The organism is Prochlorococcus sp. MIT2308, assembly GCF_059772345.1.
Genome location: NZ_CM186283.1, coordinates 1,285,048 through 1,306,956, shown reverse-complemented (window position 1 = coordinate 1,306,956; position 21,909 = coordinate 1,285,048). Strand labels below are relative to the sequence as shown.

Below are 21,909 nucleotides of genomic sequence, written 5' to 3'. Positions count from 1 at the left end.
TAATTTTATCTAAATCTAAAACAAGATGATCGCTTTGATTGATCGGTCTCAATTGGTCTCAATTTTTTTTAGTATTATCTTCCATTTTCTTCAATGCTCCTAATTGTTTGATTTTTGAGCATTTTCCATACTTCTTGCACTACAAATAGGTCTCGATGAAAAGTACTTTTAAATCTTTTTCTTCTTTGGTTCTTGATAGTATTCCAACAAGGACTCCCTCCTCAAATGAAGCTATTACTTCTGAAGCGTCTCAGGTTTGTCATGATTTGGCTTTTGATGAGTTAACTGGAATTAATAATACATTTACAGGTATTAGTGAAGGGTTGTCTTTGTTACCGAACAGAACTGATCTGAAGACTCATCATCATTTACATTTACTTGTGCATGGCTCTAAGGGTGGGGAAATTCATTCATCTCTCATTTCCACAATAGAACAATTAAAAAGATTTAAGAATAGATCTGTTTCTATAGAGGCTTTGACTCAAGAAGTTCCACCTCAAGTTGATATTGGTAAAAAATCAATGTTATTGGTTCCTCTGTTTTTGTTACCTGGCACTCATGTCTGTAATGACGTTCCAAAAATATTCAAACGTTTTCAGGACGATGGTAAAAATATTAAATTGTTTCCTTTTTTAGGTTCTTTTCACCCATGGCTATCATTAATAGGTGATTGGATAAATAATCATAGTTCTTTTGATAAACCTGCATTGATTCATCATCCTGTTTCTTCAGAGACCTCTAGTGTTTTCATAAAATCATTGGAAAATGTCTTTGACATTCCATTATATTCATGGACCAGATGGAACCAAGATATTTTGTATGCTGAAAAGAACTATTTTCCTATTCCTTATTTTTTAACCCCAAATAAAAATGTAGAAATTGATAGTAAAGGAAAACAGCTCAAATCTTTGCTTGAAATTGAAATGATTCATCGAGGTCTTATTAATATCTTAGGAAACTTGCCATGACCACAGAGCAGCTTGGTACTGTTTATCTGGTGGGAGCAGGCCCTGGCGACCCTGATTTGTTAACAGTTAAAGCACAAAGATTAATTAGGCAATGTGATGCTCTTGTATACGACTCTTTAGTTCCAGTTGAGTTGCTTAACTTAGTATCTGCAAAGTGCCAACTTCACTCAGTTGGTAAGAGACGTGGTCACCATTCAGTTCCTCAAAGAAAAACGAATGGTATTCTTTTTGATTTAGCTAAGAGTTGTTCTTGCATAGTTCGATTAAAAGGAGGTGATCCATTCTTATTCGGTAGAGGTGCGGAAGAAGCTGCCTATCTTGCTAAAAAAGGTGTGCCAGTTCAAGTTGTCCCCGGAGTTACATCTGGCATCGCTGCTCCAGCTTATTTAGGTATACCTATTACTCATAGGCTTGCTGGATCTTCAGTAACTTTTGTGACTGGACATGAAGGAATTGATAAAAAGCGTCCAGCAGTTGATTGGCGCTCTCTAGCTCAATCCAGTGATGGATTAGTCATATATATGGGTGTTTATAATTTAAAGTTTATCTCTACAGAGTTAATTGCTGGGGGAATGAATCCAACTACACCTGCAGCCGTGATTCAGCAGGGAACTGTTGTTGGACAACGCTTTATAAAGTCATCATTAGAGACTCTTTTTGATCGAGTAGAAGCCGAAAATTTCATCTCTCCCTCTATCGTTGTAATAGGGTCTGTTGTTAATTTCCAAGTAGAGGCTTGTTCTCCTCCACCTGCTGATGTTACGTTTCCAATTCCAATCTAGTTAAAAGCGACAATCACTCTCTGTAGATTTCAATAGGTTTAGCCAAAAGTCTCTAGGATTTGTTTTGACCCTCAACTTTTTTTTATTTATCTGTTTAATTGGCCGACAACTCAAACTATTAATTAAGAACCATTCATCATTATCTTGAGGTGTGGTCTCTATGATGTTCTCTTTTATTATATTTAAATCAATTCCTCGTTGACGCATTATGCCAGGTAGACAACCACTATTAGATGGTGGGGTCAACCAATGATTTCCTCTTTTCACTAATATATTTGCTGTAGTGGAGCAACATATTTCACCTTGACTATTTAATAATATTGCATCATTAAAGCCTGCATTTTTCGCTTCTAAGCGTGCTTGAATTCCTTGGCTATAAAAAAATGTTTTACAATTACTTAAACGGCTAAAAGAATTCCTTCTTTCAGTTTGACTAATCATAGTAGATATAGATTCAAAATTTGGTTGATAAGAATCCATCTCCAACCAAAAACTATGCTGGCTTGTTTGACTGATATCAATTCCACGTTGTTTAGATTGTCCTCTAGTCCAATTAATACGAATGACTCCATTTATATTATTTAATTGTGCTCGATTAATTCCATCTTCAATGAGTGAAATTAACCATTCTTTGGATGGTGGTGAATTCATTTCTAAGATACATGCACTTTTTTCCCATCTATTTAAATGCTGATCTAGAAGCTGTGGCTCCCCATTCAAAATTAAAATCGTTTCAAAGATACCATCCGCAAAGTTCAGTCCTCGATCATTAATTGGGACTTTTAAATCATTGAAGATTCCCCAGTGACCATTAATCCAGCCTAATTTTTTGCTTTTATTGTTAATCATGTTAATGCTTTTAAAAGTGGCATTAATTTCCAATTCATTTCTTCAGCTTCTTTTTTGCTATCTGAATCTGCAACAATTCCACATCCAGCATGAGCAGTGATAGAGGATTCTTTAACCATTAAAGATCGAATAAGAATATTGCTGTCAAAGACTCCATTCCAATTGATATTTAATATTGACCCACAATAAGGACCTCTTGCTGTTGGCTCAAGTTCATACAATCTTTTACATGCTCTAAGCTTGGGTGCTCCTGTTATTGAGCCACCTGGCCAGCAGGCTTCCAGTAAGTCTACCCAAGTTTTATTTGTCATGAGCTTACCTCTCACAACTGAAGTTAGATGATGAACTTGAGAATAGCTCTCTAAAACAAGTAGATGAGGGACCTTGATTGAGCCAGGTTGGCATACTCTTCCAAGATCATTTCTTAATAGATCTACAATCATTACGTTTTCAGCATGATCTTTTGTGCTACAAATAAGCTCTGCTGCCCAATCTGCATCTTTTTCTGGATCTTTATCTCTGGGTCTAGTCCCTTTGATTGGTCTTGTTTCTACCTCACCACTAGGTAAAGCTTTTAGAAATCGTTCTGGCGAAGTTGATATAATAGCTTCTCCTTTTGCTAATTGATCTCCGATAATTACTCCTGCAAATGGAGAAGGAGAGCATTCTTTTAGTTTTGAATATACGTCTAGTGGACGCATGGATTTTGGTAATGGGGCTTGGCAAGAGGTAGTTAGATTGGCTTGAAAAATATCACCGTTAGCAATCCATTTTTTGATCTGATCAACTCTTTCAGAATATTCTTGATTTGTTAATTTCCATTCCCAGGACCCTAGTGGGATACGATGCTTGCTTTCTTTTTTTTTTGTAGTTTCAGTGTCTATTTTGGAAAGCTTTTGATGAAAAGTACTGTTTAGAAAATTTTTCATTATTGATAGGCGTTTTTGATCTTGGCCTTCTAGCCATAGCTCTTGCTTTTGTAGATCAAATTTTAATATAGGGTCATGGGAGGCTATCCATAAAGTTGCCATAGAACTTGTTTCCCATGGATTTTGTGGTTCTGTCCATGATGCAGCTTCATAACTCAGCCAACCAGTCCAATGCCCTGGCGGTAATTCGCGTAAAATTTGAAAAGGATTTGAATTCGTTTTTGAAATTTCTAATTCTCTAGAACAAAATTGCTTTAAAGGATTAATTCCTAAGGTAACCCATCGACCTAAATCACTCCCATCACCATCAAGCCATATAAATCCAGCCTCTCCCCATTCTTGAATTAATTTTTGAGCTACTAGCTCAGGTGATTCCCACTGACATAGTTGTCGTTTAATCTTATTCACAAGATATCTTGACTACATAGATCTTCTCGACCTATTTCTTTTAATGCTTTATCTCTAATACGACAACTATCACATATACCACATGGTTTACTTTTACCTTGATAGCAACTCCATGTTTTTTCTATAGGAATTTGTAAGCGTAATGCCTCTTTAAAGATTGTTGTTTTTTCCCAATTTAGTAGTGGAGCCCATAGTTTTATACCTTTCCCCTCGCGCCCTACTCTGCTGGATAAGTTAGCTAATTCTTGATATGCCTCTAAATAATCCGGTCTACAATCTGGATATCCAGAATAATCCATTGCATTGATGCCTAATGCTATTCGATTTGCACCACGAGCCTCTGCAAGACTTAACCCAATAGCAACAAAGATTGTGTTTCTACCTGGAACGTAAGTGTTAGGAATGGTATTTTTTTGTATGCCTTTAGTAGGTATTTTTTGTGACGTGTCGGTTAAGGAGGATCCACCCCAAGAAGATAAATCAATCTTGATTGTTAAATGATCTTCAAGATTTAAATCTTTTGCTAAATCTGCTGCTGCTTGTAATTCTTTCAAATGTCGTTGGCCATAATCAAATGATAAACCAATTACTTTTTGCCCAGCTTCCACAGCAATACAAGCAGCTGTAGCCGAATCGATTCCTCCGGAAAGTAATGCAATTGTAGTCTGTTCAATCATTATTTTTTTTTAAATCTAATGAAGCAAAATCTCATTTATCTAGATTGTTAGAGTACACCTAGCCATTTGTGAGTTTGCATGCTTAATCTCCAATCAGGATTATTTTTTACAAATTTGATTGCGAGTGTTTGACCCTCTTCATTGTCCCATCCAGCTTGCAAAAATAATTGAGGCTTAATGTTTCCATTGTTTTTTATTAAATTATTCATTGTTTTAGCAAAAAGTAAATCATCAGCATTATGTACAACAACTTTTAATTCTTGGCAAGATAAGAGATTATCAAGGCGTGGAGGAGAATGCCGTTTAGGAGATAATGTTATCCAATCTGGGTTGCCACTTAATCTATCTACGCCACTGGTTTCGAGATGAATGGGAATAGATTTTTTTTCTAGGTTGAGTGTAGACTTCCTAATTTCTCTGCATAGATGATCTAAATTATGATGTAATGGCTCACCTCCAGTGATTACAACAAAAGCCGCACCTTCTTTTTGAGCTTTAGCTGTGTTAATTGATAAATCTATCAAACTTTTTTGTGGATGAAGTTCGGAATTCCATGAATATTTCGTATCACACCAAGGACATCCAACTTTACAACTAGCTAATCTAATGAAGTAAGCGCTTCTACCAGCATGTTCTCCTTCGCCTTGTAGAGAATGAAAACATTCCACTACTGGTAGAGATGGTTCCATTTATTGCTGTTCTAGAGATTTTTTTTCAGTAATTTTTGATTGTGGATTGAATGCCTCATTTGGTGAGGATGGTACGCGTAATTGTGCCGCTTGAATCAAGCCACTAAATAAAGGGTGTGGTTTCCCTGGCCTTGAGAGAAATTCTGGATGATATTGACATGCAAGAAAAAAAGGATGATTTTTTAATTCTATTAGTTCTACCAACCGACCATCAGGTGAAGTACCACTAATTACATAACCAGATTCCATTAGGAGAGTCCTATATGAATTATTGAACTCATAACGATGTCTATGCCTTTCGTAAACAACTTCTTCGTTATATAAACTTTGCCCTGTTGTGTTGGTTTGAAGTCTACAAGGATATACTCCTAATCTCATTGTTCCTCCTAGATCAACTACGTCTTGTTGCTCTGGCAGTAAGTGAATTACAGGGTGTTTTGAATTTGGATTTAGTTCGGCACTAGATGCATCCTCTAAACCAGCTAAATTGCGAGCCCACTCAATGACAGCACATTGCATACCTAAGCAAAGTCCCAGAAAAGGGACTCTTTGCTCCCTTGCCCATCTGATAGCAGCTATTTTCCCATTTACGCCTCGGTTACCAAAACCTCCAGGAACGACAATTGCGTCCATTCCCTGAAGTAGTTTTTCTGCTCCCTCTGATTCGATGTTTTCCGCATTGATCCAGTGAAGATCTAGTGATACATCTTGCGAGATACATGCATGACGTAATGCTTCAACTACTGATAAGTAGGCATCATTTAATTGTACATATTTACCAACTAATGCGACTTTGACAGAAGGACCTGGATTGCGCAATTTATGAACTAATTGTTCCCAGTCTTTTAAATCACTTTCATGATCATCCAGATCCAAGCGATCTAATACTTCTTTACAAAGTCCTTCATCTTTGAGAGCTAATGGTACTGAGTAAATACTGTCAGCATCAAGAGATGCTATAACCGCATCAGAGTTAACTCCACAGAAACCACCTATTTTATTTTTTAAATCATCATTAATAGGCCTATCACTGCGACAAACTAAAATATCTGGCTGAATACCTATAGAACGTAATTCTTTAACAGAGTGCTGTGTTGGCTTGGTTTTAATTTCTCCAGAGGTACCAATGTAAGGCAATAATGTGACGTGAACATAAACAACATCGTTTCTTTTTACATCCCCTTTAAATTCTCTTATTGCCTCAAGAAAAGGTAGAGATTCGATATCTCCAACTGTTCCTCCAATTTCTGAAATTACGACATCTGCACCACTATTATCTGCTACACGATTAATTCTCTCGCGAATTTCACGAGTGATGTGAGGGATAACTTGAACTGTTCTTCCCTCATAGTCACCTCGTCTTTCTTTATTTATAACAGCTTGATAAATGGAACCTGTTGTTACACTGTTTAGTCTTGACATTGCAGTATCTGTAAAGCGCTCATAATGCCCAAGATCTAAATCAGTTTCAGCACCGTCTTCAGTTACAAAAACTTCTCCATGTTGAAATGGGCTCATCGTCCCAGGATCAACGTTTAGATAGGGGTCAAGCTTCAAAATCGATACACTGTACCCTTTTGACTTCAGTAGTCTGCCAAGACTTGCGGCAACAATTCCTTTGCCAATGCTTGAAACTACACCACCAGTGACGAAAACAAATTTTGCCATTTACTTTTCAATCATTCTTTAAGCTACCTTGATCCAGCTAAACGCCAAGTAATTTACATATTTTCTCTTTAGGATAATATTTTTGCTGCTAATTTCTACCAATTTAATCAGGTTCGATCCAAGTCGAGGATATATGGAGGTCTTCTAATTGTTTGTTTTCTACCGTTGCAGGAGCTTTAGCCATGGAACAACGAGCTTGTTGTGTTTTTGGGAAGGCAATAGTATCTCTAATTGAATCTTCATTGGCTAAAAGCATAACTATTCTGTCAAGTCCAAATGCAATTCCACCATGTGGAGGAGCACCCATTGAAAGTGCATCAATTAAAAAACCAAATTGCTCTTCTGCCTCATCCCTAGATAGGCCAATTACTTCAAGTACAGTTTTTTGAAGTTCCGAGTTGTGAATTCTTAAAGATCCTCCACCAATCTCTAGTCCATTGAGAACTAGATCATACGCTTGTGCATTTGATCTGGGTAATTTGTCTTTCCATAAGTTTTTTGATGCACCAATATCCTCAGGTTTCGGAGCGCAGAAAGGATGATGAATGGCTTCCAGACGATTTTCATCAGAATTGAATTCAAACATAGGAAAATCAGTGACCCAAAGAAAATTCCATTGTGTTTTTAATCCGTTGTCGGCAATGATTTTTAGATCTTGAGCTATAAATTGACGAACTCTATCTAAGGTTCTATTAACAATATTTGTGGGTCCTGCACCAAAAAGGATTAAATCACCAGCTTTCGCTTGGGTTTTTGATAGGAGTTCTTTTATCTGTAAAGTAGTTAAATTTTCTTTTATGGCTCCAATAGTATCAACTTCTTCATTATCTCTAACTCTAATAAAGGCTAACCCTCCAGCGCCAGCCTTTTGGGCTTCGCTAAAAATATCTCCACCTGGTTTTATTCTTACATTACTAATTAAATTATTTCCTTTCTCAATGGTGATGCATTTGACGCATCCACCAGAAGAAATAGCATTTGAAAAAACTTTAAATCCACTTTTAGAAAATAAATCACTTGTGTTAACAAGTTCCATTCCATATCGAGTATCAGGCCTGTCAGTTCCAAATCGATCCATAGCCTCCTGCCAAGTCATCCTTGGAAATGGTGTTGGGAGATCAATTCCTTTGATTTTTTTCCAGATGTTTACAATTAACCTCTCATTTAAATCAATTATTTCTGTTTCCTCCATAAAACTCATTTCAATATCTAATTGCGTAAATTCTGGTTGCCTGTCTGCGCGTAAATCTTCATCACGAAAACAGCGTGCGATTTGGTAATAACGTTCAATGCCACCAACCATCAATAATTGTTTGAATAATTGTGGTGATTGCGGCAATGCAAAAAATTCGCCACCGCATACTCTTGAGGGGACTAAGTAATCTCTTGCTCCTTCAGGAGTTGATCGAGTTAAAATAGGTGTTTCAACTTCTATAAATCCTTCGTTTTCAAGAAAACTCCTAGCCGCTTTGACTGTGTTATGTCTTAATCGAAGATTTGTATTCATTCTCTCTCTTCTGAGATCCAAATATCTATGCCTCAGCCTGATTTCTTCTTTAACACTCTCTTCATCATGAATTGAAACTGAGAAAGGTAATGTGCCAGTAACAGCATTCAGAATATTTATATTTTCAGCTAAGACTTCTACTTCGCCGGTTGGTATTTTTGAATTAATAGCTTCTTCAGGTCTTGCTCTAACTAATCCATTTATTTGAAGAACAGTCTCATTTCTTAGACTTTCAGCGATGCTAAAAAGATTTTGACCTTGATCTGGATCAACTGTTATTTGAATTGTTCCAGAGCGGTCTCTTAGGTCAATAAAAATTACCCCGCCGTGATCCCTTCTGCGATCAACCCAACCACATAGTTGAACATTTGCGCCAATTGCGGAAGCTCGTATTTCTCCACAAGTCTTATTGCGCATGAAATTCTCAATCATCATAAATAATGAGTTTCCCACAAAGAACGGCTTTTATGCACAACACAGTTTCTACTTGCTCAAAAACCTTTTCTGTAGAAAGGTCTTTTTACGATTATTGCAGGATGTTTCTTCCCTCTGATTTCTACTTCTAATTTAATATTTGTTTTTGCAATTTCGCTAGGCACATATGCAAGAGCTATAGGCTCTTTCAATGTTGGAGACCAAGTTCCGCTAGTAACTTGTCCAACGGTTTCGTTGTTGTATAAAACTGGATATCCTTTTCTTGCGATTCCTTTATCCTGCACCTTAATACCAACAAGTTTTTTTTCTGTTCCATTTTCGGCTTGTTTTTCTAGAGCTTTTCTGCCTATAAAATCATTAGGCATTTCTAAATGAACTAACCAACCCAAGCCAGCTTCAAAGGGGGTGGTATCTAAGTTGATATCGTTGCCATATAGATGCATTGAAGCTTCTAATCGAAGCGTATCTCTTGCTCCAAGCCCGCATGGAGTAGCTCCCGATGCGATGAGATTCTTCCAGATTGACTTTGCTGTTTCTGGCGATGACAAAAATTCGAAACCTTCCTCTCCTGTGTATCCAGTTCGTGCAATAAAAATTGAGTCTTTTCCGTTAATTAAATTGGGATTAGAAACAATAGTTTTGTGCCCAAAGCGTGGTATGCCGGATAAAGACTCTTGAAGAATTTCCTCAAACGTACGGATTGATTGTGGACCTTGGATGGCAATTAATGCACCCTCAGGCATGAATTCGGATATTGTGATTTCTTTTTCTGAGAGATTTAAATTTAACCATTCAATGTCTGATTCTTTTCTTGAAGCATTAATTACTAAAAGTATGCTCTCTTCATTTGTTTCTAAAATTCCTTGATCATAAATGATTAGATCGTCTTGAATTCCTCCATTTTCTTTTAAAAAAACTGTATAACACGCTTCACCAGGTCCTATTCGAAAAACGTCTGAAGGAACTAAATTTTGAATTGAGCTTTTGATATTTTTACCTTTTACTTGCACAACACCCATATGAGATATGTCGAATATTCCAACATTTTTTCTTACTGCATTGTGTTCTTCTATTAATCCAGAAAAACTAACAGGCATTTCCCAATTTGCAAAAGGGACCATTTTAGCCCCTAATTTTTGGCATTCTTCGTAAAGAGGAGTTTGCTGTAATTTCATTTTTTGCTGAACGTTTAAAGAAATTCACTAGTAAAAACGTGAACCTATAAGAATTTCTAGAACTAAATTTAATGCTTTGTGGCTCGATCCGGAAAGTTTTACTACTCTATGAGTCTTGTGTTAAGACTTGATGACTCCAAAAAGATCTTGTATGAGCTGCAATCAGTGTGTTTCAAGTCATTTTGATTCATTCTCATGGTGCAAACTTAGAAAGATAAAAATACATTCTGAGATATCTTCATTTGTTTCTTGTGGTCATTGGATAAAAAAAGAGCCTTATGTACCAAAGATTTCTGAAAGATCTGTTGATCAACAACTCGATTTTGAAAAGGTATTAGTTGAATGAGAATTTAAATTTAAATTTTTTAGGATGATTTGTCCAATAACATAATTAATGAACGTATAACTTTTGCAGCAAGGATACTACTAATACCAGTGTTATCTAATTTGGGAGATAATTCGACAACATCAGCACCAATTAAGTTATGAGACTTAATCACATCTATTATTGTTGCAAAATCTCCCCAAAAATAGCCTCCTGGCTCAGGAGTTCCTGTTCCTGGCATTATAGATGGATCAAACCAATCTAAATCAAAAGTTAGATATATTGGTGTCCCTTTAAATCTTTTGAGGGCCTCTTCTAAAGATTTTCCATTCCCTCCCAAAGTATGATGAATTAATCTTTTAGTATTATTCATTTCAAGAAATTCTAATTTTGTTCCACTTCTTATTCCTATTTGAAAAATCTTTTTGCTAGGTAGTATTTCTAAACATCTTTTCATAGTACATGCATGACTAAATTTACTACCTAACCATTCATCTCTAAGGTCTGCATGAGCATCTAATTGAAGCATGATTAATTCAGGATAATTAGTAATTATTGATTTAATAACCCCACTTGTTATTGAATGTTCTCCACCAATAATAAGCGGCTTTAAATTATTTTTTAGTAAAATATCTGTAGCATCTCTTATATAATCTAGTGTTAACTTTGCATCTCCAATGGGAACATCTAATGAACCTACGTCAGCAAATTTTATATCCTCTAAATCTAAATTTAATTGGGGACAATATGTTTCAATTCCATAACTATCTTCCCTGATAGCAGAAGGACCAAATCTCGCACCAGGTCTAAAACAACAAGTCCCATCATAAGGAACTCCTAAAAGCGACACTCTGCATTGTTCGATGCCTCTTTGTGCACCCATAAATATTGCACCATTATTATTAAAAAGTGATAGGTCTTTGAGGTTGAATTTGGTCATATCTTTGCTAGCTCCCTTTCTATGAATGCAGGGATAGTGTTAAATGCTCCTTTTTGCCATCGCTCACTCCAAATCTGACAACTTTCGGAGATCTCTTCTATGCGACTTTTTATTGGATGCATATATTTTGGCTTCTCCATAGATGCAAATGTCCAGCTCCATAAACCGCTTGGGTATATAGATACAGATCCATACATTGGATCTGCGTAGTCAAAAATTTCACGAAGAACTTTGACAATATTTATGTGAATTTGCTGAAAAGATTCGGGGGATTCACTTTGTGTTGCCAAAACCCCTCCTGATTTAAGTATTCGTTTGCAATCTTTTAGGAAAGAATTGCTGAATAATTCTTTGGATGGTCCAATAGGATCTGCCCCATCAATAACAATCACATCATATGAATTCTCTTTTGTATGTTTTACCCAATCAATACCATTCTTGATTTGTAAATTCAATCTTGAATCAGACCATGCATTACTTCCAATAGTTGGCAAATACTTTTGACTTAATTCAATAACTCTTGTATCGATTTCAATTAAATCGATAGATTTAACATCTTTATATTTTAAACATTCTTTTGCACTACCCCCATCACCTCCTCCGATAATTAAAATATTATCTATTTGTTTACAACAACACAAGGCAGGATGAATAAGACATTCGTGATAATACTTTTCAGACTTTTCTGCGGTCATCCAACAATCATCAAGTAATAATGCTGTCCCATATCTTTTACTTTCATATATGGTAATCTTTTGAAAAGGACTTGACTCTTCTAGTATTACTTTTCCCTGTAGCCCATATCTAACGCCTTGATGATATTCGTCAAGCCACTCTGAACTTTTTTTTAGTTTGTCGTTCATAATTACTATATTAATGCTTAAGATTGATCTTCGCTAATTCCCAGTATTTTTCTAATTTCTTTTTTGATTGCGAATGTAATTCCCCATCTATATTTTCTTCTATATATGTTAATCGTTCAAGGAACCTTTTATTAGTTTTTGCTAATCCTTCTTCTATAGATAACTTATGCCATCTTGCAATATTGATCAATGTAAATAATACGTCTCCTATTTCAGCTTCAGCCTCGGAAGTATTTTCGTTTTTTAATGCAACTTTTAATTCTTCTAATTCTTCATATAATTTATCCCAAATCTGATCACTTTTTTCCCATTCGAATCCGTTTTTTGAGGCTTTAATAGAGATTATTAGTGCTGCTTTTGTTGAAGGTTGAGGTCGTATCTTTAATTTTAATCGGTCACTAATCGGAGTTTTTGAGTTATTTGATGGTCTCTCTTTATTTTTGATTTTTTCCCAAGAGTATTCCACTTCTTTGATACTTACTGTTGCTTTTTCTTGAAATACATGTGGATGCCTGCGAATTAGCTTTTCAGTGATTATGTCAATGATATCTCCCATATCAAATAAGTTTTTTTCTTTTGCTATTTGAGCATGCAAAATTATTTGTAATAAGAGATCTCCAAGCTCCTCCTTTAATTCGTCAGGATTGCCTTCTCTTATTGAGTGAGCAACTTCATAGGCTTCCTCTAAAACATATGGGATCAACGAAAGATGAGTTTGATTGAGATCCCAAGGACAACCATTGATTGGATCTCTTAGGTTTGAAACTACTGCAATGAGTTTATTGATTTTTTTGTCTAAGTTTAATTGTTTTGTGTTTGTCATTTTTAGTTGTCCTGAGAGAGCTGTAACGAAGCTTCTAAAACGATTTTTTTTGAATCGTTGATCTAATTATGATTAATTCTCAACATCAGAGCAGCTTGAGGTATAAAGTAAATGAATTAGTCCTTGGACTAAAAGATGTATGGGCGATTAGCTCAGCGGTAGAGCGCCTGCCTTACAAGCAGGATGTCCCTGGTTCGAACCCTGGATCGCCCATCTAGATTATTTTTCAATTTATGCAAAATGGTCCTGGATTAAAAATTTCAGCAACAGCAGTAGCAGAGTTAAATAGGCAAGCTGCTTTTACTGGATCGCCAGGAGTTATGCATATTGATCTACTTGATGATAAATGTGGAGAGGGATGGAAATTTATAAGAATTAGGCCAGGGAAAAATGATGGTGTTCCCCTCGCAAGAGCTGACGGGATTACTTTGTATGCTCGCCAAGATCAAGTCCTATTTTTTCAAGGTCTAAAGCTGAATTATTTTGGTGATTTAAGTGGAGGTGGATTTCTGATTAGCACGCCAAAAGGGGCAGAAGCTTCTCCATGTGGATCAGGCTTTAGAAAACTTGAAAAAGCTCAATAATTTTTTAAAACAATTAGAGAATTGACTCTATTCTTCTGGAAATAAGATTGAAGAAAGTTCATCAGAATCAACTTCATAGACGCGAGCTAAACTTGTCTCAATTGCGCTGGTGACTTCACCAGGTAAGAATCTCATAGCATTTAAAGCATCATCCGATATTTCTTCTGTAAGTAACTTCTCCTTACTATTTAATTTTTCATCGTTGATTACTGCAATTACCCAGCTTTGATATGCGTAGACAAGATCAGAGAACTCAAGTTCAGGGTCGTTCAGATCCATGACAAATAAACAGATAATGAACAATAAACACTAGTTTGGCTGTAGTTGGAGAAAATGTCTTCTATGGAACAAATATCTCGCACGTCTATTCAAGCAAAAGCATTTGAGTTCGCATTGATGGAATTAATTTATAGTAAGCGAGGTAGCTTTCAGCCGCTATGGAGCGTGGATAGTTGGGTTAAATTTTTAATCTGGTTAAGTTTAAATTGTGGGCTTTCTGGAGACAAAGAAAGCCTGGAATTATTTGCGAAAGCCATGGGTTCTCCTTTAACAAGTCGAATGAGAAAAATATTTTTTGAACGAGCTTTAGAAGATTTATCAATACATGTGATGGCTGATCCTGCAGAAGCGCAAGTTTTGATAATGCCCATATCTGTAGATAAGAAGATTAATGATATTGATATAATTCAAGCCTTAAAAACGATTGGTTTAAGTGAAAAGGTTTCTCTATCTTCGACTAAATGGGAAAAGCATGATTCAATTGTTTCGATTCCTTGGAATGTGAAAAGTGACATTTGAATTTAGGAAAAGCAAGAATGATGTAAAACTTTTCTCGGGAATGAGTAAATTAAATTAAACACATTTTTTTTCTGTGATCGAGCGGGCAAAAACGACAAAATTATCGCAAGCCTTAGGGCTTTCTAAAACATATGATCCAGCTGGCACTGAAAATCGCTGGCAGAAAGCTTGGGAAGAAAAAGAAGCTTTTAAAGCTGATCCAGAGGCCTCTGGAGATCCATTCTGCGTAGTTATCCCTCCTCCAAATGTCACAGGGAGTCTTCATATGGGGCATGCATTTAATACCGCTTTAATCGATACAGTTGTCAGGTACAAGAGATTAAAAGGAAATAATGTTCTTTGTCTTCCAGGAACAGACCATGCTTCAATTGCAGTTCAAACTATTCTCGAGAGACAACTTAAGGAAAAAGGTATAAATCGTCGTGATCTTGGGAGAGCGTCCTTTTTGGAAAAAGCTTGGGGGTGGAAAGAAAAAAGTGGTGGAAGAATTGTTGATCAATTAAAGCGTTTGGGATATTCCGTAGACTGGAGTAGAGAGAGATTTACATTGGATCAGGGCTTGAGTAAAGCTGTTTCCGAAGCATTTGTTCGTTTACATGAGAAGGGATTGATATATAGAGGAGAATATTTAGTGAATTGGTGCCCTGCCTCAGGTTCGGCTGTGAGTGATTTAGAAGTTGAGATGAGAGAAGTAGATGGACATCTATGGCATTTTCGATATCCGTTAATCAGATCATCTGTATCAAGTGCAAGAAAAATTAGTTATTTAGAAGTAGCGACTACACGTCCTGAGACGATGCTTGGTGATGTCGCAGTTGCGGTGAACCCATCAGACGAAAGATATAAAGATCTCATAGGGGAGAAAGTTACTTTGCCTCTTGTTGGTAGAACTATTCCCGTTATTGGAGACCCTCATGTAGATAAAGATTTTGGAACTGGATGTGTCAAAGTTACTCCAGCTCATGATCCTAATGATTTTGAGATAGGCCAAAGACATGACTTACCTCAAATAACAGTCATGACTAAAAAAGGAACTATGAATCATAACGCTGGTCAATTTGAAGGCCTTGATCGTTTTGAGGCTCGTGAAGCTGTTATTAATTCTTTAAAGGAAATTGGTCTTTTAACAAAGATTGAAGCTTATAAACATAGTGTTCCTTTCTCTGATAGGGGGAAAGTACCAGTAGAGCCGCTTCTTTCCACTCAGTGGTTTGTCAAAATGGATACTCTTGCGACTAGTTGTTCTGATTTTTTTGATAAAGGACAACCTAAATTTATTCCTAATAGATGGTCTAAAGTTTATCGAGATTGGTTAACTGATATAAGAGATTGGTGTATTAGTAGACAATTGTGGTGGGGACATCGCATTCCGGCTTGGTTTGTAATTAGTCAAACAGATAATAAAGTTGTTAATGAAACACCGTACATTGTTGCTCGGACAGAAGATGAAGCGAAGAAATTAGCACGAGAAAAATATGGAGATTCAGTCAAAATTGAGCAAGATGAAGATGTTCTAGATACATGGTTTTCCAGCGGTTTATGGCCTTTTTCTACATTAGGTTGGCCTGATGAAACACATCCTGATTTTCAACGCTGGTATCCCACAAATACTCTGGTTACTGGCTTTGACATTATTTTCTTTTGGGTAGCAAGAATGACAATGATGGCTGGAGTCTTTACGGAGAAGATGCCATTTTCTGATGTCTACATTCATGGACTTGTTAGAGATGAGCAGAATCGAAAGATGAGTAAAAGTGCAGGAAATGGTATTGATCCTTTATTACTAATAGAAAGATATGGAACAGATGCTTTGAGGTTTGCTCTTGTTCGTGAAGTTGCAGGCGCTGGTCAAGATATACGTCTTGATTTTGATCGTAAAAATCAAACTTCAGCAACGGTTGAGGCCTCCCGAAATTTTGCTAATAAGCTTTGGAATGCAACTAGATTTGCTCTTATCAATCTTGAGGATCAAGATTTTGAAAATTTGGAGAAATATGATTCTTTTCAGTTGCAATTATCAGATAAGTGGATTTTATCAAGGCTTGCTCGAGTCAATCGCGAGACTGCTAATCGATATGAAAATTATGCTCTAGGAGAGGCGGCTAAGGGATTATATGAGTTTGCTTGGAATGATTTTTGTGATTGGTATTTAGAATTAATTAAACGTAGACTGAATACTTCAAAAAATTTGTCTCCTGATGAATTATTAGATCAAAAAATAGCGAAAAGTATTTTATACAAAGTTTTAAGTGATCTTTTGATTATGCTTCATCCTTTAATGCCCCATTTAACAGAGGAGCTTTGGCATGGATTAACAGGTTTAGCTGAAGATCAATTTCTAGCTTTGCAGCCTTGGCCAAAATCAAATGAACACGACTTGAATATTGATTTAGAGAGTTCTTTCACTGATTTATTTGCATCTATCAGATTAATTCGCAATCTACGAGCAGTTGCTGGGTTGAAACCCTCTCAAAAAGTTCCTGTTATGTTGGTCTCTGGCAAGGAAGTCTTGCAAAACACCCTAAAAACATCAACCAATGATATTGCTGCTTTGACTAAGGCTAAGGAAGTCCAAATATTATCTCCAGAGCAAGCAAAATCATTACCTTCTATGAAAGCTCTAGCCGGCGTAAGTGGCGAGCTAGAGGTGGTTCTTCCTATTGAAGGATTGATAGATATAGCTTCTTTACGATCAAGGCTTGAAAAAGATTTAAACAAAGCACAAAAGGAAATAGAAAGTCTCTCTGGACGTCTGGCAAATAAGAATTTTGTTGATAAAGCTCCCAAAGAGGTTGTTGAGGAATGCAGAGCAAATTTAACGGAGTCAGAAGCGCAAGTTCGCCTTGTCAAAGAGCGTTTAATGGGATTGGACTGAACTCTTTAAACTATGTCTAACAACTTAGAGACTATTGTTAATAATTTCATTCCTTTTTTAAGTAGCCCTTTTGGAATTTTGTTTTTTGCTTTGGTGTATGTTTTTTGGGTGTCTTTTTTGTTGCCAGGTTCATGGCTTTCCATGTTGTCTGGCTTTCTCTACGGCACCTGGCTTGGAAGTTCGGTTGTGTTTGTAGGTGCTTTTCTTGGAGCTCATTTAACTTTTTATTTAGGGAGAACTTTTTTAAAAGAATGGGCTCAAAAAAAGGTCTCCAATTTTCCAAAAGTTCAAATAATGGAGAAAGCTGTTAAACGCGAGGGTCTAAAAGTTATTCTTCTCACAAGACTTTCTCCTCTTTTTCCATTTGGCTTACTTAATTTTACATATGGCTTGAGTGAGGTAAAACTTCGTGATTTTACTCTTGGAATGATTGGTATATTACCAGGTACAATTTTGTATTGTAGCTTAGGTTCTTTAGCACTCAAAGTTTCAAGTTTTGGTGAAGTACTCTCAGGAAGATCTGATACTAGTTCATTTATTTGGAGCTTAATTAGTATTTTATCGACTATTTTAGTTGTTATTTTAGTTTTACGTTCTACAAGAAAACTAAATCAGGATTCTCAAAACTAGATTAATCATCAGCTTTTAAATTCCAATCTTCAATCGCTGCAAATACGATAAACCAATAAAGTCTTATCCGATTAAATATACCTTTTTTAGAAGCCAGCATCTCATATTTTGCGCGTCCACATTCTGTTTTAATTAAAGAAAAGATTTGATTTTTATCCATTGTTAAATTCTAATTATTTTTACAATAATAGCCTAAATTCATTTTCGTTAATTATTTTCACTCCGAGCTCTTGTGCTTTTTTTAATTTACTACCCGCTTTTTCTCCTGATAGTAAAAAATCAGTTTTTTTACTAATTGAAGAGCTGACTTTCCCTCCAGCACTCTCTATCAATTCTTTTGCCTCATCTCTTGTAAGCGAATCCAAAGTTCCTGTTAAGACAAAAACTTTACCATCAAAAATATTCGATTTATTTGAGTTGTAGTTTGACTCTAAACTCTCTTTGAGGGAGAATCCGATTTCTTTTAATTCTTTAATTAAGGTTTGATTATTAGAATCATCAAACCATTTAATTATCGCATCTTTCATTTCATTCCCAAATCCATAAATATTGGATATGTTTTTTGGTGCCTCCTTTGCAACAGTATTAAGTTCTTCAATGCTATGAAAGTTTTTTGAAAGAGATTTAGCATTTGCTTCTCCTATATGAGGTATCCCTAAACCGTAGAGCTGTTTGTGCCAATCTTTGTTTTTAGATTCGTTAATTTCTGTGAGTAAATTATTTGCAGATTTTTCACCAAATCTTTCAAGTTCTAAAAGGGAATCAATTTCAAGTTTGTATAAATCTGCGATTGACTTCACATATCCTTCATTTACTAATTGATTAATAATTTTTTCACCTAATCCTTCTATGTTCATGGATCCTTTACTGACCCAATGACGTAAAAGACCTTTTAATTTTGCTGGGCATTTTGAATTAATACATTTCGTTATTACTTCGTTTCCTTCTTGAATTAAATTGGAATTACATGCTGGGCAGTTTTTAGGAAATTCTACTAATTTTGAATCAACTGTTCTAAATTCTTTGATAACTCTAATAACCTCAGGAATAATTTCTCCAGCTTTTCGAACAATAATTGTGTCTTCGTAATGAAGATCTAAAGAGGAAAGTCTTTTTTTATTATGAAGAGTTGCACGATTCACAGAGGTTCCTGCAAGTTCTATCGATTCAAACTCTGCTACGGGAGTAATAGCACCAGAGCGTCCTACTTGGAAAATTAGTTTTTTTAATTTAGTCGCTTTCTCTTCTGCTGTATATTTTACAGCAATGGCCCATCTTGGAGCTTTATTTGTTGCACCTAAGGAATTTTGTATTTCAAAATTATCTATTTTTACTACTATTCCATCAGTTGCATATGCTAAAGAATCTTTTTCAATTTCCCAATACTTGTAAAAGCTGTTTGCTTCAAATAAAGTTTTTTTTGCTTCATATTTAGGGTTAACTTTAAAACCAATATTTTTTAAAAACTCAAGTGATTCAGATTGAGACTTTGGTTTTTTTAAATTGTTATCAGTTGGTTCCCAATTTTCTGGTAAATAAAGACTATATGCGAAGAAGTCAAGTTTTCTAGATGCAACTATTTTTGGATCTAATTGTCTTAATGTTCCTGCACAAGAGTTTCTAGGATTGGCGAACAGTGCTTGATCAGTATTTTTTCTCTCAATATTGAGTTTTTTAAATATATTATTAGGCATGAAAGCTTCGCCTCTAATTTCAATCCAAGTAGGTGGATTTTCTAGTAGTAAACTTAATGGAATTGTAGAAATTGTTCTGATATTAGTAGTGATATCTTCTCCATTTTTTCCATCTCCGCGAGTAGCTGCTTTAGTTAAAATTCCATTTTCGTATCTAAGTGAAATAGCATTTCCATCAATTTTTAATTCACATATTAGTTCTGGATTATCAAACTCTTTAGTATTTTTATTTTGAGAGCTTATTAATTTTTTGATTCTTGAGTACCATGCTTCTAATTCATTTATATTGAAAGCATTATCTAGGCTTAAAAGAGGAATATTATGCTCAACATTTTTGAAACCTTTAGAAGGAACGCCTCCTAATCTCTGGGAAGGGCTATCATTAGTAACTAATGATGGGTGGATATTTTCAATTTCAATTAATTCTCGGTAAAGTTGATCATAAACAGCATCTTCTATCTCTGGTGTATCTAATACATAGTAAGAGTAATTTGCTTTGTTGAGTAAAGCTCTAAGCTCCTTGGCACGTTCATAATTTTGATTCAAGTTTGAATTCACTTATCACATTTGCTTCATTAAGTATTGGCCTTGGCAATACGATCTATTTGCCAATTTTCGTTGATTTTAATAAAAGTGAAGTCCAGCGGCATTTCATTTTTTTTATCTTCTGATTTCAAGCTTAGTGTGAGCATTATTTGATTGTCTTCTATCCTTGGGCGCCCTGACTTCAAGTTCCTATAACGATTTAGTTGCAAGCTACCCAAAAATTTGATGAAGTCTTGTCTATTGACATGTGTTTTATAAGCTTTTGTCGTAAGTCTATAGGCTCCATCTATTCGACCAGCTGCAATCTGATCAAAAAACTTTTTTACAAGAGGATTAATGCCTCTCGCACTTATTACGAGTTTAATTGCGTTAAAAGTCCAAAAAAGTAGAAGTGCACCAACTCCAACCAAGAGAGCTTTTAATCCAATTGCTTTGACAAGAGCACCATCCATTTTTTTAATTCCGTTTAGTTAAATATTCTGACTTATTAGCCATGAGATTAGCTTGTTTGTTATTGATAGTCAGACAGAATGTTATCGGAATAATAAAGCCAATGAGTTCTCTGGATCAATGTCTTTAATACCTGTTTTACCATTGTTTCTAAAATTAAACAGACAATTTTTTGAGAACTCTCTGTTTGAGAAAGGAGTTCCTCGAGTCTCTGTGCGTTGGAGTGATGGCCGTATGCGTACTACGGCTGGGATGTACAAACGACAAACGAATTTTTTCGGAGTGAAAGCTAGTGAAATAATTCTATCTAGACCAGTATTAGAGAATCTTCCACAGAACGCATTGATGAGTACCTTATGCCATGAAATGATTCATGCATGGATAGATCTTGTACTAAAAGTTGAAGAGGCGCATGGCCCAAATTTTCATCAACGTATGGCCGAGATCAATTCTCTTCAAAATGATTTTCAGGTAACAGTTCGTCATTCTTTCCCAGTTTCAAAAAAAACCCCTAAATGGGTGGCAACTTGCCCTTCATGTAAAAGAAGTTTTAGTTACAGTCGTATTGTTAAAGGGGCTGCCTGTAGGAGCTGTTGCAATAGTTATTTTGAAGGTCGATGGGATCAAAAATGTGTACTTGAATTTCAACCTTTTTCTACAAGTACATAAAAATTTTTCATTGGCTTTTTTGGTAATTTTGGAAAAATTTCATCATTACGTTGTTTCACTAGTTGGTTTAAAAGCGTTAAATTTAGAAAATGAAATCATATAAAAATCGTCATCAAATTCGCCAGCGATCTCGGGCACCCCTTGATCGCAGAATGGATCAATGGATACAAACAGGGAAACAGGTGGTAGATGGAGTTGCAGGCAATCGCCCTGGTCAAAGAAGGAGAGGATGGAATGATAAAGACACCTCAGCAAATTTTGAAAAAGTTGGTCGTTGGATGGAAGAGAAAATTGATTGGTTTTTTGAAGATGATGATGATTGGTTCGATGTTGAAGACTTGGATGATGAATCTTTTCAAGAAAATACAAACGATGTAAAAAGACCATTAAGCGCTATTTCCTTAAGAGCTCCTAAAGCTTTACCGCCTCAGATTGAAGGAAGGAGAAAAAATCCAGACGAACTGGATGAATGGCCAGATGATCAATCTTTTAAATTAAATAAGTGGGAAAGAAAAGATAATTTAATGAAGCAAAATGAACCTGACATAGAAGATTTTTCTCTAAACGAGCGAACTCCTCAAAGAAGAAAAAACATACCAAGATCTAATCGAAAAAAGTATTAGTT

Annotated in this window: 23 protein-coding genes and 1 tRNA gene; 10 read left to right on the top strand and 14 right to left on the bottom strand. The window is 35.7% G+C overall.

Features of this window, described 5'->3' with window-relative positions:
- Positions 1-155 precede the first annotated feature (155 nt).
- Positions 156-968, top strand: coding sequence for a CbiX/SirB N-terminal domain-containing protein (locus tag AC6EIW_RS07560; protein ID WP_498520062.1), 813 nt, complete (start codon positions 156-158; stop codon positions 966-968).
- Positions 965-1,750 (top strand): uroporphyrinogen-III C-methyltransferase, encoded by a 786-nt coding sequence (gene cobA, locus AC6EIW_RS07555; protein WP_498520061.1) that lies wholly within the window; start codon positions 965-967, stop codon positions 1,748-1,750. The genes AC6EIW_RS07560 and cobA overlap by 4 nt, the downstream gene beginning before the upstream one ends.
- Here cobA and AC6EIW_RS07550 read toward each other — a convergent pair whose 3' ends face one another.
- The 7 genes from AC6EIW_RS07550 to gcvT form a co-directional block, all read right to left on the bottom strand.
- Positions 1,751-2,599 (bottom strand): aminotransferase class IV, encoded by an 849-nt coding sequence (locus AC6EIW_RS07550; RefSeq protein WP_498520060.1) that lies wholly within the window; start codon positions 2,597-2,599, stop codon positions 1,751-1,753.
- Entirely contained in the window at positions 2,596-3,936 is a 1,341-nt protein-coding gene (locus AC6EIW_RS07545) for an anthranilate synthase component I family protein (RefSeq protein WP_498520059.1), read from the bottom strand. Before AC6EIW_RS07545 ends, AC6EIW_RS07550 begins: the two co-directional genes overlap by 4 nt.
- Entirely contained in the window at positions 3,933-4,613 is a 681-nt protein-coding gene (gene queC / locus AC6EIW_RS07540) for a 7-cyano-7-deazaguanine synthase QueC (protein ID WP_498520058.1), read from the bottom strand. Before queC ends, AC6EIW_RS07545 begins: the two co-directional genes overlap by 4 nt.
- A gap of 47 nt (positions 4,614-4,660) precedes the next feature.
- On the bottom strand, positions 4,661-5,302 hold the full coding sequence (locus tag AC6EIW_RS07535) for a 7-carboxy-7-deazaguanine synthase QueE (protein WP_498520057.1): 642 nt from the start codon (positions 5,300-5,302) through the stop codon (positions 4,661-4,663).
- The gene (gene pyrG / locus AC6EIW_RS07530) at positions 5,303-6,970 is read right to left on the bottom strand and encodes a CTP synthase (RefSeq protein WP_498520056.1); all 1,668 of its coding nucleotides are present in this window, start codon (positions 6,968-6,970) and stop codon (positions 5,303-5,305) included.
- Between the two features lie 103 nt (positions 6,971-7,073).
- Complete coding sequence (aspS, locus tag AC6EIW_RS07525; protein ID WP_498520055.1) at positions 7,074-8,894, bottom strand: aspartate--tRNA ligase; 1,821 nt, start codon at positions 8,892-8,894, stop codon at positions 7,074-7,076.
- A gap of 74 nt (positions 8,895-8,968) precedes the next feature.
- The gene (gene gcvT, locus AC6EIW_RS07520) at positions 8,969-10,087 is read right to left on the bottom strand and encodes a glycine cleavage system aminomethyltransferase GcvT (RefSeq protein WP_498520054.1); all 1,119 of its coding nucleotides are present in this window, start codon (positions 10,085-10,087) and stop codon (positions 8,969-8,971) included.
- 130 nt (positions 10,088-10,217) lie between these two features.
- Between gcvT and AC6EIW_RS07515 the strand changes: the two genes are divergently transcribed.
- Complete coding sequence (locus AC6EIW_RS07515; protein ID WP_498520053.1) at positions 10,218-10,433, top strand: metal-binding protein; 216 nt, start codon at positions 10,218-10,220, stop codon at positions 10,431-10,433.
- Between the two features lie 19 nt (positions 10,434-10,452).
- Here the strand turns inward: AC6EIW_RS07515 and speB are convergent, their stop codons facing one another.
- Genes speB through mazG form a run of 3 tightly spaced genes read right to left on the bottom strand, consistent with a single transcriptional unit; the run spans position 10,453 to position 13,038 of the window.
- The gene (gene speB, locus AC6EIW_RS07510; RefSeq protein WP_498520052.1) at positions 10,453-11,352 is read right to left on the bottom strand and encodes an agmatinase; all 900 of its coding nucleotides are present in this window, start codon (positions 11,350-11,352) and stop codon (positions 10,453-10,455) included.
- Positions 11,349-12,215, bottom strand: a complete 867-nt coding sequence (gene speE, locus AC6EIW_RS07505) for a polyamine aminopropyltransferase (protein WP_498520051.1) — start codon at positions 12,213-12,215, stop codon at positions 11,349-11,351. Before speE ends, speB begins: the two co-directional genes overlap by 4 nt.
- A 10-nt stretch (positions 12,216-12,225) precedes the next feature.
- A complete protein-coding gene (gene mazG / locus AC6EIW_RS07500; RefSeq protein WP_498520050.1) occupies positions 12,226-13,038 on the bottom strand; it encodes a nucleoside triphosphate pyrophosphohydrolase in 813 nt (270 codons plus the stop codon).
- 141 nt (positions 13,039-13,179) lie between these two features.
- Between mazG and AC6EIW_RS07495 the strand changes: the two genes are divergently transcribed.
- Positions 13,180-13,251, top strand: a tRNA-Val gene (locus AC6EIW_RS07495).
- A gap of 20 nt (positions 13,252-13,271) precedes the next feature.
- A complete protein-coding gene (locus AC6EIW_RS07490; protein ID WP_498520049.1) occupies positions 13,272-13,622 on the top strand; it encodes an AIR synthase in 351 nt (116 codons plus the stop codon).
- Positions 13,623-13,649: 27 nt separating this feature from the next.
- Here the strand turns inward: AC6EIW_RS07490 and AC6EIW_RS07485 are convergent, their stop codons facing one another.
- The gene (locus AC6EIW_RS07485; RefSeq protein WP_158467456.1) at positions 13,650-13,901 is read right to left on the bottom strand and encodes a hypothetical protein; all 252 of its coding nucleotides are present in this window, start codon (positions 13,899-13,901) and stop codon (positions 13,650-13,652) included.
- Between the two features lie 63 nt (positions 13,902-13,964).
- On the opposite strand from AC6EIW_RS07485, the gene AC6EIW_RS07480 reads away from it, so the two are divergent.
- The 3 genes from AC6EIW_RS07480 to AC6EIW_RS07470 all read left to right on the top strand — a co-directional run bounded on the left by AC6EIW_RS07480 (position 13,965) and on the right by AC6EIW_RS07470 (position 17,925).
- Positions 13,965-14,420, top strand: a complete 456-nt coding sequence (locus AC6EIW_RS07480) for a protein phosphatase (RefSeq protein ID WP_498520048.1) — start codon at positions 13,965-13,967, stop codon at positions 14,418-14,420.
- 73 nt (positions 14,421-14,493) lie between these two features.
- Complete coding sequence (locus AC6EIW_RS07475) at positions 14,494-17,295, top strand: valine--tRNA ligase (RefSeq protein ID WP_498520047.1); 2,802 nt, start codon at positions 14,494-14,496, stop codon at positions 17,293-17,295.
- 12 nt (positions 17,296-17,307) lie between these two features.
- On the top strand, positions 17,308-17,925 hold the full coding sequence (locus tag AC6EIW_RS07470; protein ID WP_498520046.1) for a TVP38/TMEM64 family protein: 618 nt from the start codon (positions 17,308-17,310) through the stop codon (positions 17,923-17,925).
- Between the two features lies 1 nt (position 17,926).
- On the opposite strand, the gene AC6EIW_RS07465 is transcribed toward AC6EIW_RS07470, so the two are convergent.
- From AC6EIW_RS07465 to AC6EIW_RS07455, 3 genes are read right to left on the bottom strand one after another with little or no spacing between them, the layout of a single operon-like run.
- On the bottom strand, positions 17,927-18,085 hold the full coding sequence (locus AC6EIW_RS07465) for a hypothetical protein (RefSeq protein ID WP_498520045.1): 159 nt from the start codon (positions 18,083-18,085) through the stop codon (positions 17,927-17,929).
- Positions 18,086-18,104: 19 nt separating this feature from the next.
- A complete protein-coding gene (ligA, locus tag AC6EIW_RS07460) occupies positions 18,105-20,177 on the bottom strand; it encodes an NAD-dependent DNA ligase LigA (protein ID WP_498520044.1) in 2,073 nt (690 codons plus the stop codon).
- 17 nt (positions 20,178-20,194) lie between these two features.
- On the bottom strand, positions 20,195-20,617 hold the full coding sequence (locus tag AC6EIW_RS07455) for a hypothetical protein (protein WP_498520043.1): 423 nt from the start codon (positions 20,615-20,617) through the stop codon (positions 20,195-20,197).
- A gap of 118 nt (positions 20,618-20,735) precedes the next feature.
- Between AC6EIW_RS07455 and AC6EIW_RS07450 the strand changes: the two genes are divergently transcribed.
- Together AC6EIW_RS07450 and AC6EIW_RS07445 are read left to right on the top strand one after the other, a co-directional pair.
- The gene (locus tag AC6EIW_RS07450; protein WP_498520042.1) at positions 20,736-21,284 is read left to right on the top strand and encodes a SprT family zinc-dependent metalloprotease; all 549 of its coding nucleotides are present in this window, start codon (positions 20,736-20,738) and stop codon (positions 21,282-21,284) included.
- An 89-nt stretch (positions 21,285-21,373) separates the two neighbouring features.
- Positions 21,374-21,907 (top strand): RNA helicase, encoded by a 534-nt coding sequence (locus AC6EIW_RS07445; protein ID WP_498520041.1) that lies wholly within the window; start codon positions 21,374-21,376, stop codon positions 21,905-21,907.
- Positions 21,908-21,909: the final 2 nt, after the last annotated feature.